Origin of the sequence: Escherichia sp. MOD1-EC6842, assembly GCF_002965705.1 — a bacterium.
GTDB classification, from domain to species: Bacteria; Pseudomonadota; Gammaproteobacteria; order Enterobacterales; family Enterobacteriaceae; genus Escherichia; species Escherichia ruysiae.
Map to the genome: position 1 here is coordinate 140,595 of NZ_PTRF01000006.1, position 12,883 is coordinate 153,477.

Annotated in this window: 11 protein-coding genes and 1 riboswitch; of the genes, 9 read left to right on the forward strand and 2 right to left on the reverse strand. The window is 53.4% G+C overall.

The genetic code is table 11. The annotated features are described in order from the left end of the window. Window positions 1-588: 588 nt before the first annotated feature. The 9 genes from leuL (at window position 589) to thiQ (ending at window position 10,848) form a co-directional block, all read left to right on the forward strand. The gene (gene leuL, locus A7Z29_RS09535) at window positions 589-675 is read left to right on the forward strand and encodes a leu operon leader peptide (RefSeq protein ID WP_001300467.1); all 87 of its coding nucleotides are present in this window, start codon (window positions 589-591) and stop codon (window positions 673-675) included. Between the two features lie 92 nt (window positions 676-767). Further along, window positions 768-2,339 (forward strand): 2-isopropylmalate synthase, encoded by a 1,572-nt coding sequence (leuA, locus tag A7Z29_RS09540; protein WP_000082869.1) that lies wholly within the window; start codon window positions 768-770, stop codon window positions 2,337-2,339. Continuing rightward, window positions 2,339-3,430, forward strand: a complete 1,092-nt coding sequence (gene leuB, locus A7Z29_RS09545; RefSeq protein ID WP_000042349.1) for a 3-isopropylmalate dehydrogenase — start codon at window positions 2,339-2,341, stop codon at window positions 3,428-3,430. Before leuA ends, leuB begins: the two co-directional genes overlap by 1 nt. A 2-nt stretch (window positions 3,431-3,432) precedes the next feature. Beyond that, the gene (gene leuC, locus A7Z29_RS09550; RefSeq protein ID WP_105290134.1) at window positions 3,433-4,833 is read left to right on the forward strand and encodes a 3-isopropylmalate dehydratase large subunit; all 1,401 of its coding nucleotides are present in this window, start codon (window positions 3,433-3,435) and stop codon (window positions 4,831-4,833) included. A gap of 10 nt (window positions 4,834-4,843) precedes the next feature. Further along, window positions 4,844-5,449: a 3-isopropylmalate dehydratase small subunit gene (gene leuD / locus A7Z29_RS09555; RefSeq protein ID WP_000818244.1), complete on the forward strand. Its 606-nt coding sequence runs from the start codon at window positions 4,844-4,846 to the stop codon at window positions 5,447-5,449. A gap of 328 nt (window positions 5,450-5,777) precedes the next feature. Continuing rightward, window positions 5,778-7,433: a DNA-binding transcriptional regulator SgrR gene (sgrR, locus tag A7Z29_RS09565; protein ID WP_024212614.1), complete on the forward strand. Its 1,656-nt coding sequence runs from the start codon at window positions 5,778-5,780 to the stop codon at window positions 7,431-7,433. A gap of 33 nt (window positions 7,434-7,466) precedes the next feature. After that, window positions 7,467-7,566: riboswitch (TPP riboswitch) on the forward strand. Between the two features lie 30 nt (window positions 7,567-7,596). Further along, complete coding sequence (gene thiB / locus A7Z29_RS09570) at window positions 7,597-8,580, forward strand: thiamine ABC transporter substrate binding subunit (protein WP_105290135.1); 984 nt, start codon at window positions 7,597-7,599, stop codon at window positions 8,578-8,580. After that, window positions 8,556-10,166 carry a thiamine/thiamine pyrophosphate ABC transporter permease ThiP gene (thiP, locus tag A7Z29_RS09575; RefSeq protein WP_105290136.1) on the forward strand — a complete coding sequence of 537 codons (1,611 nt, stop codon included), beginning with the start codon at window positions 8,556-8,558 and terminating at the stop codon, window positions 10,164-10,166. Before thiB ends, thiP begins: the two co-directional genes overlap by 25 nt. Further along, complete coding sequence (thiQ, locus tag A7Z29_RS09580; RefSeq protein WP_105290137.1) at window positions 10,150-10,848, forward strand: thiamine ABC transporter ATP-binding protein ThiQ; 699 nt, start codon at window positions 10,150-10,152, stop codon at window positions 10,846-10,848. The genes thiP and thiQ overlap by 17 nt, the downstream gene beginning before the upstream one ends. A gap of 81 nt (window positions 10,849-10,929) precedes the next feature. On the opposite strand, the gene A7Z29_RS09585 is transcribed toward thiQ, so the two are convergent. Together A7Z29_RS09585 and araC are read right to left on the reverse strand one after the other, a co-directional pair. After that, window positions 10,930-11,694, reverse strand: coding sequence for a DedA family protein (locus A7Z29_RS09585; protein WP_001148380.1), 765 nt, complete (start codon window positions 11,692-11,694; stop codon window positions 10,930-10,932). An 85-nt stretch (window positions 11,695-11,779) separates the two neighbouring features. Further along, entirely contained in the window at window positions 11,780-12,658 is an 879-nt protein-coding gene (gene araC, locus A7Z29_RS09590; RefSeq protein WP_016159393.1) for an arabinose operon transcriptional regulator AraC, read from the reverse strand. Window positions 12,659-12,883: the final 225 nt, after the last annotated feature.

Here is a 12,883-nt window from a genome sequence, read left to right on the forward strand (position 1 = left end):
GATTTACCATGCATATAAAATAAGAAAAAGAAAAATGCGTAAAATTAGGAAAACATAAAGATACGGGTTCTGATAAAAACAGAATCCATTGCCGTGCGAAGAGTCATTCACCACAGCATAATAATCCATAATGTTTTTGTTGCGAAAACAATCTAATCATAAGTTCCGCGAATACTCAATCATCCAAAAAATGGATTAAACGTGCGCATTTAATAATTCATTTATATATTTGATGCATTAATTCTTAACATTAATCGATCAATAATATTCATAAAATCAATATCAAAACATTCACTCAAAATATAATTCAATACAAATCATCAGGATAGATAGGGTAAAGAATAAATTTCCCTCCTTCTTACCTCATTGATTAAATGCCATAAATTATTCTGAAGTATGTCCACCAATGAAAGGTATGTGTGGTTAAGCAGAAATTAATATCGACTGTTTTAACCCGCGCAGCACAATTAGCTAATTCAACTCATGCAGAACTCACACTGACGGGACGTTTTTGTTGCGTCAGGGTTGACATCCGTTTTTGTATCCAGTAACTCTAAAAGCATATCGCATTCATCTGGAGCTGATTTAATGACTCACATCGTTCGCTTTATCGGTCTACTACTACTAAACGCATCTTCTTTGCGCGGTAGACGAGTGAGCGGCATTCAGCATTAAGCCAGCACGCAGTCAAACAAAAAACCCGCGCCATTGCGCGGGTTTTTTTATGCCCGAAGCGAGGCGCTCTAAAAGAGATAAGGACCCAAACCATGAGCCAGCAAGTCATTATTTTCGATACCACATTGCGCGACGGTGAACAGGCGTTACAGGCAAGCTTGAGTGTGAAAGAAAAACTGCAAATTGCGCTGGGTCTTGAGCGTATGGGGGTTGACGTGATGGAAGTTGGTTTCCCCGTCTCTTCGCCGGGCGATTTTGAATCGGTGCAAACCATCGCCCGCCAGATCAAAAATAGCCGCGTATGTGCGTTAGCCCGCTGCGTGGAGAAAGATATCGACGTGGCGGCCGAATCCCTGAAAGTCGCCGAAGCCTTCCGTATTCATACCTTTATTGCTACCTCCCCAATGCACATCGCCACCAAGCTGCGCAGTACGCTGGATGAGGTTATCGAACGTGCTATTTATATGGTGAAACGCGCACGTAATTACACTGATGACGTTGAGTTTTCTTGTGAAGATGCCGGACGCACACCGATTGCCGACCTGGCGCGAGTGGTCGAAGCGGCAATTAACGCCGGCGCCACCACCATCAACATTCCGGATACCGTGGGCTACACCATGCCGTTTGAGTTCGCCGGAATCATCAGCGGCCTGTATGAACGTGTACCGAACATCGATAAAGCCATTATTTCCGTGCATACCCACGACGACTTAGGCCTGGCGGTCGGCAACTCACTGGCGGCGGTACATGCCGGAGCGCGGCAGGTAGAAGGCGCGATGAACGGGATCGGCGAGCGTGCCGGTAACTGTTCGCTGGAAGAAGTGATCATGGCGATTAAGGTACGTAAGGATATTCTCAACGTCCACACCGCCATTAATCACCAGGAAATATGGCGCACCAGCCAGCTAGTTAGCCAGATTTGTAATATGCCGATCCCGGCAAACAAAGCCATTGTCGGCAGCGGTGCGTTCGCACACTCCTCAGGTATTCACCAGGATGGTGTGCTGAAAAACCGCGAAAACTACGAAATCATGACACCAGAATCTATTGGTCTGAACCAAATCCAGTTGAATTTGACCTCTCGTTCCGGTCGTGCGGCGGTGAAACACCGCATGGATGAGATGGGATATAAAGAAAGTGAATATAATTTAGACAACCTGTACGACGCGTTCCTGAAACTGGCAGATAAGAAAGGTCAGGTGTTTGATTACGACCTGGAGGCGCTGGCCTTCATCGGTAAACAGCAAGAAGAACCGGAGCATTTCCGTCTGGATTACTTCAGCGTGCAGTCTGGCTCTAACGATATCGCCACCGCCGCCGTCAAACTGGTCTGTGGCGAGGAAGTAAAAGCGGAAGCCGCCAACGGCAACGGCCCGGTCGATGCCGTCTACCAGGCAATTAACCGCATCACTGACTACAACGTCGAACTGGTGAAATACAGCCTGACCGCCAAAGGTCACGGTAAAGATGCGCTGGGTCAGGTGGATATTGTCGCCAACTACAATGGTCGCCGCTTCCACGGCGTCGGCCTGGCCACTGATATTGTCGAGTCATCCGCCAAAGCGATGGTACACGTGCTGAACAATATCTGGCGCGCCGCAGAAGTCGAAAAAGAGTTGCAACGCAAAGCTCAACACAACGAAAACAACAAGGAAACCGTGTGATGTCGAAGAATTATCATATTGCCGTATTGCCCGGAGATGGGATCGGGCCGGAAGTGATGACCCAGGCGCTGAAAGTGCTGGACGCCGTGCGCAACCGCTTTGCGATGCGCATCACCACCAGCCATTACGATGTAGGCGGCGCAGCCATTGATAACCACGGGCAACCACTGCCGCCTGCGACGGTTGAAGGTTGTGAGCAAGCCGATGCCGTGCTGTTTGGCTCAGTTGGTGGCCCGAAGTGGGAACATTTACCACCAGACCAGCAACCGGAACGCGGCGCGCTGTTGCCTTTGCGTAAGCACTTCAAATTATTCAGCAACCTGCGTCCGGCAAAACTGTATCAGGGACTGGAAGCGTTCTGCCCGCTGCGAGCAGACATTGCCGCTAACGGCTTCGACATCCTGTGCGTGCGCGAACTGACCGGCGGCATCTATTTCGGTCAGCCCAAAGGCCGCGAAGGTAGCGGACAATATGAAAAAGCGTTTGATACCGAGGTGTATCACCGTTTTGAGATCGAGCGTATCGCTCGCATCGCGTTTGAATCTGCCCGCAAGCGTCGCCACAAAGTGACGTCGATCGATAAAGCCAACGTGCTGCAATCCTCTATTTTATGGCGGGAGATCGTTAACGAGATCGCCATTGAATATCCGGATGTCGAACTGGCGCATATGTACATCGACAATGCCACCATGCAGCTGATTAAAGATCCATCGCAGTTTGACGTTCTGCTGTGCTCCAACCTGTTTGGCGACATTCTTTCTGATGAGTGCGCGATGATCACTGGCTCGATGGGGATGTTGCCTTCCGCCAGCCTGAACGAACAAGGTTTTGGACTGTATGAACCGGCGGGCGGCTCAGCACCAGATATCGCAGGCAAAAACATCGCCAACCCGATTGCGCAAATTCTGTCGCTGGCACTGCTGCTGCGCTACAGCCTGGATGCCGATGATGCGGCTTCCGCCATTGAACGCGCCATTAACCGCGCATTAGAAGAAGGCATTCGCACCGGGGATTTAGCCCGTGGCGCTGCCGCCGTTAGTACCGATGAAATGGGCGATATCATTGCCCGCTATGTGGCAGAAGGGGTGTAATCATGGCTAAGACGTTATACGAAAAATTGTTCGACGCTCACGTAGTCTACGAAGCTGAAAACGAAACCCCTCTGTTATATATCGACCGCCATCTGGTACATGAAGTGACCTCACCGCAGGCGTTCGATGGCCTGCGCGCCCACGGCCGCCCGGTGCGTCAGCCAGGTAAAACCTTCGCCACCATGGATCACAACGTCTCTACCCAGACCAAAGACATTAATGCCTGCGGTGAAATGGCGCGCATCCAGATGCAGGAACTGATCAAAAACTGCAAAGAGTTTGGCGTTGAGCTGTATGACCTGAATCACCCGTATCAGGGGATCGTCCACGTGATGGGGCCAGAACAGGGTGTCACCTTGCCGGGGATGACCATTGTTTGCGGTGACTCACATACCGCCACTCACGGCGCGTTTGGCGCACTGGCGTTTGGTATCGGTACTTCCGAAGTTGAACACGTACTGGCAACGCAAACCCTGAAACAGGGTCGTGCGAAGACCATGAAAATTGAAGTCCAGGGCAAAGCTGCGCCTGGCATTACCGCGAAAGATATCGTGCTGGCGATCATCGGTAAAACCGGCAGCGCAGGCGGCACCGGACATGTGGTGGAGTTTTGCGGCGAAGCAATCCGTGATTTAAGCATGGAAGGCCGCATGACTCTGTGCAATATGGCAATCGAAATGGGTGCGAAAGCTGGTCTGGTTGCGCCGGACGAAACCACCTTTAACTATGTCAAAGGCCGTCTTCATGCGCCGAAAGGCAAAGATTTCGACGACGCCGTCGCCTACTGGAAAACCCTGCAAACCGACGAAGGCGCAACTTTCGATACCGTTGTTACTTTACAGGCAGAAGAGATCGCCCCGCAGGTGACCTGGGGAACTAACCCAGGACAGGTGATCTCCGTTAACGAGAATATCCCTGATCCCGCTTCGTTTACCGATCCGGTTGAACGCGCGTCGGCAGAAAAAGCGTTGGCCTATATGGGGCTGAAACCGGGTATTCCGCTGACCGAAGTGGCTATCGACAAAGTGTTTATCGGCTCCTGTACCAACTCACGTATTGAAGATTTACGCGCGGCGGCGGAAATCGCCAAAGGCCGGAAAGTCGCGCCAGGCGTACAGGCACTGGTGGTTCCCGGCTCCGGTCCGGTAAAAGCCCAGGCAGAAGCAGAAGGTCTGGACAAAATCTTTATTGAAGCCGGTTTTGAATGGCGCTTGCCTGGCTGCTCAATGTGTCTGGCGATGAACAACGACCGTCTGAATCCGGGCGAGCGTTGTGCCTCTACCAGCAACCGTAACTTTGAAGGCCGCCAGGGGCGCGGCGGGCGCACGCATCTGGTCAGCCCGGCAATGGCGGCCGCCGCTGCCGTGACCGGACATTTCGCCGACATTCGCAACATCAAATAAGGAGCACACTATGGCAGAGAAATTTATCAAACACACAGGCCTGGTGGTTCCGCTGGATGCCGCCAATGTCGATACCGATGCGATTATCCCGAAACAGTTTTTGCAGAAAGTGACGCGCACTGGTTTTGGCGCGCATCTGTTTAACGACTGGCGTTTTCTCGATGAAAAAGGCCAACAGCCAAACCCGGACTTTGTGCTGAACTTCCCGCAATATCAAGGGGCTTCCATTTTGCTGGCGCGAGAAAACTTCGGCTGCGGTTCCTCGCGTGAGCACGCGCCGTGGGCGTTGACCGATTACGGTTTTAAAGTGGTGATTGCGCCGAGTTTCGCCGATATCTTTTACGGTAACAGCTTTAATAACCAGTTGCTGCCGGTGAAATTAAGCGATGAAGAAGTGGACGAGCTGTTTGCCCTGGTGAAAGCCAATCCGGGGATTCACTTCGATGTGGATCTGGAGGCGCAAGAGGTGAAAGCGGGAGAGAAAACCTATCGCTTTACCATCGATGCCTTCCGCCGCCACTGCATGATGAATGGTCTGGACAGCATCGGTCTGACCCTGCAGCACGACGACGCCATTGCGGCTTATGAAGAGAAGCAACCGGCGTTTATGCGTTAGTTTGTACACCGTCCGGCACTCAATCGCTAAAAAGAAAAAAGCCAGCAGGTATTCACTGCTGGCGTGGCGATTAACACCAATACTCAGTCACACATGATGTCTGCAAATCAGTAGTCAGAATCACTCCCCTCCCACTGCATCTTGTTCTTCAGGCATAGCTAAACGTTGTAGAACGCTTAACCCGCGAAGCCAGCACATCTTCTCTGTCACGATAAAATAGTGCCGCTAAAACTGACGCATGGGATACCTCATTGCTTCATCGTTAAGAATTATTGACTTAATATAGGGAAAATAAAATTGCTGACTTTTGCGCAGGAGTTCCCCTTTTATGCCATCTGCTCGTCTGCAACAACAGTTCATCCGCCTGTGGCAATGCTGTGAGGGTAAATCTCAGGAGACAACGCTGAACGAACTGGCGGAGTTATTGAGCTGCTCCCGTCGTCATATGCGCACCCTGCTCAACACCATGCAGGATCGCGGCTGGCTGACGTGGGAAGCGGAAGTCGGGCGCGGCAAACGCTCGCGTTTAACGTTCCTCTATACCGGGCTGGCGCTACAACAACAGCGGGCAGAGGATCTGCTGGAGCAGGATCGCATCGACCAACTGGTACAACTTGTCGGTGATAAAAGCGCCGTGCGGCAAATGCTGGTCTCTCATCTGGGGCGTAGCTTCCGCCAGGGGCGACACATCCTGCGCGTCCTCTACTATCGTCCGTTGCGCAACCTGCTGCCTGGCAGCGCATTACGCCGTTCCGAAACGCATATCGCCCGGCAAATCTTCAGCGCGTTAACCCGCATAAATGAGGAAAATGGGGAACTGGAAGCGGACATCGCCCACCACTGGCAACAAATTTCCCCGCTTCACTGGCGTTTCTTTTTACGCCCGGGAGTTCATTTTCATCATGGGCGTGAACTGGAAATGGACGACGTGATCGCCTCATTGAAACGGATCAATACGCTGCCGCTCTATTCGCATATTGCTGAAATTGTATCGCCGACGCCCTGGACGCTGGATATCCATCTCACGCAGCCAGACCGCTGGTTGCCGTTACTGCTGGGGCAAGTTCCGGCGATGATCCTGCCGCGTGAATGGGAAAACCTCAGCAACTTTGCCAGCCATCCCATCGGCACCGGTCCGTATGCGGTAATGCGTAACAGCGCCAATCAACTGAAAATTCAGGCATTCGATGACTTCTTCGGTTATCGCGCGCTAATCGACGAGGTTAACGTCTGGGTCTTGCCGGAAATTGCCGACGAGCCAGCCGGAGGGCTGATGCTGAAAGGACCACAGGGCGAGGAAAAAGAGATTGAAAGCCGTCTGGAGGAAGGTTGCTACTATTTACTGTTCGACAGCCGCACCCATCGCGGGGCGAATCAGCAAGTCAGAAACTGGGTAAGCTATGTGCTTTCTCCGACCAATCTGGTTTATTTCGCCGAGGAACAGTACCAGCAACTGTGGTTCCCGGCTTATGGAATGCTCCCCCGCTGGCACCATGCCCGCCCGACACATTGCGAAAAACCAGCCGGACTGGAACATCTCACCCTGACCTTTTACCAGGATCATATTGAACATCGGGTCATTGCCAGGATCATGCAGCAGATTCTGGCAAGTCACCATGTCACGCTGGAAATCAAAGAGATCAGCTACGATCAGTGGCACGAAGGTGAGATCGAAAGCGACATCTGGCTTAACAGCGCCAACTTTACGCTACCGCTAGATTTTTCGCTGTTCGCGCACTTGTGCGAGGTGCCGTTGCTACAACACTGTATTCAGATCGACTGGCAAGCCGACGCCGCCCGCTGGCGCAATGGCGAGATGAATCTGGCGAACTGGTGCCAGCAACTGGTCGCCAGCAAAGCAATGGTGCCGCTGATCCATCACTGGCTGATTATTCAGGGGCAACGCAGTATGCGCGGCCTGCGCATGAATACCCTCGGTTGGTTCGATTTTAAATCGGCGTGGTTTGCGCCGCCGGATCCATGATTGCTGGTTGATAACAAAATCACTACACTAACGCCGTTCTCAACGGGGTGCCACGCAGACGCGTGCGCTGAGAAAATACCCGTCGAACCTGATCCGGATAACGCCGGCGAAGGGATTTGAGGCTCCTTCTCAAGTCCTTTGCCACTCTTTTTTGAGGTGCAAAGTGTTAAAAAAATGTCTTCCCCTGCTGTTGCTGTGCACAGCGCCCGTTTTTGCTAAACCCGTTCTGACTGTTTATACCTACGACTCCTTCGCCGCCGACTGGGGGCCTGGTCCGGTGGTTAAAAAAGCCTTTGAAGCCGACTGTAATTGCGAACTGAAACTGGTGGCGCTGGAAGATGGCGTTTCGCTTCTCAACCGTCTGCGGATGGAAGGCAAAAACAGCAAAGCCGATGTGGTGCTGGGGCTGGATAACAACCTGCTAGACGCCGCCAGCAAAACCGGGCTGTTTGCTAAAAGCGGTATGGCAGCGGATGCCGTTAACGTTCCCGGCGGCTGGAATAATGACACTTTCGTCCCGTTTGATTACGGCTATTTCGCCTTCGTCTATGACAAGAACAAACTGAAAAATCCTCCGCAAAGCCTGAAAGAGCTGGTTGAAAGCGATCAAAACTGGCGGGTGATTTATCAGGATCCGCGCACCAGTACGCCGGGGCTGGGCCTGCTGTTGTGGATGCAAAAAGTCTATGGCGATGACGCCCCACAAGCCTGGCAGAAACTGGCGAAGAAAACGGTCACGGTCACCAAAGGCTGGAGCGAAGCCTACGGCCTGTTTTTAAAAGGCGAAAGCGATCTGGTACTGAGTTACACCACCTCTCCGGCTTATCACATTCTCGAAGAGAAGAAAGATAACTACGCCGCCGCGAACTTCAGCGAAGGTCACTATTTGCAAGTGGAAGTCGCCGCCCGCACCGCTGCCAGCAAACAGCCGGAGCTGGCGCAAAAATTCCTCCAGTTTATGGTTTCTCCGGCTTTTCAGAATGCGATCCCAACCGGCAACTGGATGTATCCGGTGGCAAATATCACGCTGCCAGCCGGGTTTGAACAATTGACCAAACCGGCAACCACGCTGGAGTTCACGCCCGCCGAAGTGGCGGCACAACGTCAGGCATGGATTAGCGAATGGCAACGCGCCGTCAGCCGTTAATTCCCGGCTGGTTAATTCCAGGCATAAGCGCCGCTACGCTTGTGGTGGCGGTTGCACTGGCGGCGTTTCTTGCCCTGTGGTGGAACGCGCCGCAGGGTGACTGGGTTACAATCTGGCAGGACAGCTACCTGTGGCATGTGGTGCGCTTCTCCTTCTGGCAGGCGTTTCTCTCGGCGCTGCTCTCTGTCGTGCCCGCGATATTCCTTGCCCGCGCCCTCTACCGCAGGCGCTTTCCAGGACGGCTGGCGCTGTTGCGTCTGTGCGCCATGACCTTGATCCTCCCGGTGCTGGTGGCCGTTTTCGGCATTCTTAGCGTCTATGGTCGTCAGGGCTGGCTGGCATCACTCTGGCAAACGCTTGGTCTGGAATGGACATTTTCGCCCTACGGCCTGCAAGGCATTTTGCTGGCGCATGTATTTTTTAATCTGCCGATGGCGAGCCGCTTATTACTCCAGGCACTGGAAAACATTCCCGGCGAACAACGTCAGCTTGCCGCCCAGCTTGGGATGCGCGGCTGGCACTTCTTTCGTTTCGTCGAATGGCCGTGGTTACGCCGACAAATCCCGCCGGTTGCCGCGCTTATCTTTATGCTCTGTTTCGCCAGCTTCGCCACCGTACTGTCGCTGGGCGGCGGTCCGCAGGCGACCACTATCGAGCTGGCAATCTATCAGGCGCTGAGTTACGACTACGATCCTGCCCGCGCGGCGATGCTGGCGCTGATCCAGATGGTGTGTTGCCTTGGGCTGGTGCTGTTGAGTCAGCGACTGAGTAAGGCCATTGCGCCCGGCACCACGCTGCTGCAAGGCTGGCGCGACCCGGACGATCGTCTGCATAGCCGCATTTGCGACACGATGTTAATTGTGCTGGCGCTGCTGCTGTTGCTGCCACCGTTGCTGGCGGTGATCGTCGATGGGGTAAATCGCCAGCTACCGGAAGTGCTGACGCAACCGGTGCTGTGGCAGGCGCTGTGGACCTCGTTGCGTATTGCGCTGGCGGCAGGCGTATTGTGCGTGGTGCTGACCATGATGCTGCTGTGGAGCAGTCGCGAACTGCGGGCGCGGCAAAAAATACTGGCGGGTCAGGCGCTGGAGATGAGCGGCATGTTGATCCTCGCCATGCCGGGTATTGTACTGGCAACGGGTTTCTTTTTGCTGCTCAACAATACGACTGGCCTGCCGCAATCTGCTGACGGCATTGTGATTTTCACCAATGCGTTAATGGCGATCCCTTACGCGCTGAAGGTGCTGGAAAATCCGATGCGCGATATCACCACCCGCTACAGCATGTTGTGTCAGTCGCTGGGCATTGAAGGCTGGTCGCGCTTAAAAGTGGTCGAGTTTCGCGCGCTGAAACGCCCGCTGGCGCAGGCGTTGGCCTTTGCCTGTGTGCTGTCGATTGGTGATTTTGGCGTGGTGGCGTTGTTCGGTAACGACGATTTCCGCACCCTGCCGTTTTATCTCTACCAGCAAATTGGCTCTTATCGCAGCCAGGACGGTGCGGTCACCGCGTTAATTCTGCTGCTGCTCTGTTTTCTGCTGTTTACCGTGATTGAAAAACTACCGGGGCGAAATGTTAAAACTGACTGATATCACCTGGCTTTACCACCATTTGCCGATGCGTTTTAGCTTAACGGTGGAACGCGGCGAGCAGGTGGCGATCCTCGGGCCAAGCGGCGCAGGTAAAAGTACCCTGCTGAATTTGATCGCCGGTTTTCTGACGCCAGCCAGCGGTTCGCTGACTATCGACGGCGTTGAGCACACCACGACGCCGCCGTCACGCCGTCCGGTGTCAATGCTGTTTCAGGAAAACAACCTGTTCAGTCACCTGAAGGTAGCGCAGAACATCGGGCTGGGGCTAAATCCGGGATTGAAGTTGAACGCGGTACAACAGGAGAAAATGCACGCTATCGCCCGTCAGATGGGGATTGATAATTTAATGGCGCGGTTGCCTGGCGAGCTTTCCGGCGGTCAGCGGCAGCGCGTAGCGTTAGCGCGTTGTCTGGTACGCGAACAGCCGATTTTATTGCTTGATGAACCGTTCTCCGCGCTCGATCCGGCGTTACGTCAGGAGATGTTGACGCTGGTGAGCACGAGCTGCCAGCAGCAAAAAATGACGCTGTTGATGGTATCGCACAGTGTGGAAGATGCGGCGCGGATCGCCACGCGCTCGGTGGTGGTCGCCGACGGGCGCATCGCCTGGCAGGGTAAGACTGATGAGTTGTTGAGCGGTAAGGCGAGTGCTTCGGCGCTGTTGGGAATTACAGGTTAAAAGCGCACGGACAGTCCCCTCGCCCCTCTGGGGAGAGGGTTAGGGTGAGGGGAACAAACCAGCGCCGGTGCAAACTATCCCCTAAACCCCAACCACTTTACGCAAAATATCGATATACACCGGCATCAACGGATGGCGAATTAACACCACCAGCGCCACCACGCCAGTGGCAGATATCAACGGTGTCAGCCACAACAAATGACCACGCGACAAATAATGACTTAAACGGTCAGTTGCTTTACCGCTGCGCCATAACCGCCAACACAGCCAGCCGCCAACCCACAAAAACACCGCCGTCGCCAGCAACAGCCACTTAAACTCACCGCTCTGCATTCCGGCAGGAATATCAATCGCCGCGCCCGCCAGAATCCCCGGCAGGAAGTAAAACGGCGGCCACAACAAACAGCCGATAATATTTGGCGTGATAAATTTCGCCACCGGCAGATCCAGCATCCCCGCCACCATTGGCACCAGCGGACGCGTCGGGCCGACAAAACGACCGACCAGAATGGTGAACATGCTGTGCTGATGCAGCGCATGTTCGGTTTTGTCGAGTAGTGCTTTGTTTTTCTTCAGAAATGACCAACGATGCAACGGCTTTTTAAAACGCCAGCCCAGCCAGAAGGAGATCCAGTCACCCATCAGGCAGCCAATAATCCCTGCCAGCCAGGCGTGCCAGAAACTTAACTCGCCACTGCCAATCAGCGCCCCCAGCCCCGCCATCAGCACCGTACCGGGTAGAATCAACCCGACCAGCGCCAGCGACTCCAGAAAAGCCACCAATAACACCGCCATCAATGAGTACACGGTGGATTGGGTAATAAAGTGTTCCAGCAATGCTTGCATAATGTGCCTGTCAAAGGGACGAAGCAGGGATTCTGCAAACCCATTGCCACTCCGTCAAGCCATCAATTGTCTGATTCGTTACCAGTTATGACAACCTGACAGCTACATCATTCACTTTTTCTTCACAACCGGCACGGAACTCACTAGGACTCGCCCCGGTACATTTTTTAAATACCCTGGAAAAATAGAGTTGATCATCAAAGCCGACATTGCGCCCGACGGTGGCGATAGGCATCCGGGTGGTGCTCAAAAGCAGCTTCGCCTGACTAATGCGCTGGTCCTCGCGCCAGCTTAAGACGCTAATCCCTAACTGCTGGCGGAACAGATGTGACAGACGCGACGGCGACAGGCAGACATGCTGCGCGACGCTGGCGATATCAAAATTGCTGTCCGCCAGGTGATCGCTGATGTACTGACAAGCCTCGCGTACCCGATTATCCATCGGCGGATGGAGCGACTCATTAATCGCTTCCATACGCCGCAATAACAATTGCTCAAGAAGATTTATCGCCAGTAATTCCGAATAGCGCCCTTCCCCTTGTCCGGCATTAATGATTTGCCCGAACAGATCGCTGAAATGCGGCTGGTGCGCTTCATCCGGGCGAAAGAAACCGGTATTGGCAAATATTGACGGCCAGTTAAGCCATTCATGCCAGTAAGCGCGCGGACGAAAGTAAACCCACTGGTGATACCATTCACGAGCCTCCGGATGACGACCGTAGTGATGAATTTCTCCCGGCGGGAACAGCAAAATATCGCCCGGCCGACAGACAAATTCTCGCCCCTGATTTTTTACCACCCCCTGACCGCGAATGGTGAGATTGAGGATATAACCTTTCATTCCCAGCGGTCGGTCGATAAAAAAATCGAGATAACCGTTGGCCTCAATCGGCGTTAACCCCGCCACCAGATGGGCGTTAAACGAGTAACCCGGCAGCAGGGGATCATTTTGCGCTTCAGCCATACTTTTCATACTCCCGCCAATCAGAGAAGAAACCAATTGTCCATATTGCATTAAACATCATCAGCATTGCGTCTCTGGTGGGCTATCTTCACTAATCCAACCGGCAACCCCGCTTGTGAAAAGCATTTTGTAACAAGGAGGGACGAAAGCCATGACAAAAACGCGTAACAAAAGTGTCTATAATCGCGGCAGAAAAGTCCACATTGATTATTTGCACGGCGTCAC

Excerpts from the sequence above, each read along its gene's own strand:
- thiP (WP_105290136.1), top strand. The coding sequence starts at position 8,556 with ATGGCAACGCGCCGTCAGCCGTTAATTCCCGGCTGGTTAATTCCAGGC.
- leuB (WP_000042349.1), top strand. The coding sequence starts at position 2,339 with ATGTCGAAGAATTATCATATTGCCGTATTGCCCGGAGATGGGATCGGG.
- leuA (WP_000082869.1), top strand. The coding sequence starts at position 768 with ATGAGCCAGCAAGTCATTATTTTCGATACCACATTGCGCGACGGTGAA.
- leuC (WP_105290134.1), top strand. The coding sequence starts at position 3,433 with ATGGCTAAGACGTTATACGAAAAATTGTTCGACGCTCACGTAGTCTAC.
- leuD (WP_000818244.1), top strand. The coding sequence starts at position 4,844 with ATGGCAGAGAAATTTATCAAACACACAGGCCTGGTGGTTCCGCTGGAT.
- A7Z29_RS09585 (WP_001148380.1), bottom strand. The coding sequence starts at position 11,694 with ATGCAAGCATTGCTGGAACACTTTATTACCCAATCCACCGTGTACTCA.
- sgrR (WP_024212614.1), top strand. The coding sequence starts at position 5,778 with ATGCCATCTGCTCGTCTGCAACAACAGTTCATCCGCCTGTGGCAATGC.
- thiQ (WP_105290137.1), top strand. The coding sequence starts at position 10,150 with ATGTTAAAACTGACTGATATCACCTGGCTTTACCACCATTTGCCGATG.
- araC (WP_016159393.1), bottom strand. The coding sequence starts at position 12,658 with ATGGCTGAAGCGCAAAATGATCCCCTGCTGCCGGGTTACTCGTTTAAC.
- leuL (WP_001300467.1), top strand. The coding sequence starts at position 589 with ATGACTCACATCGTTCGCTTTATCGGTCTACTACTACTAAACGCATCT.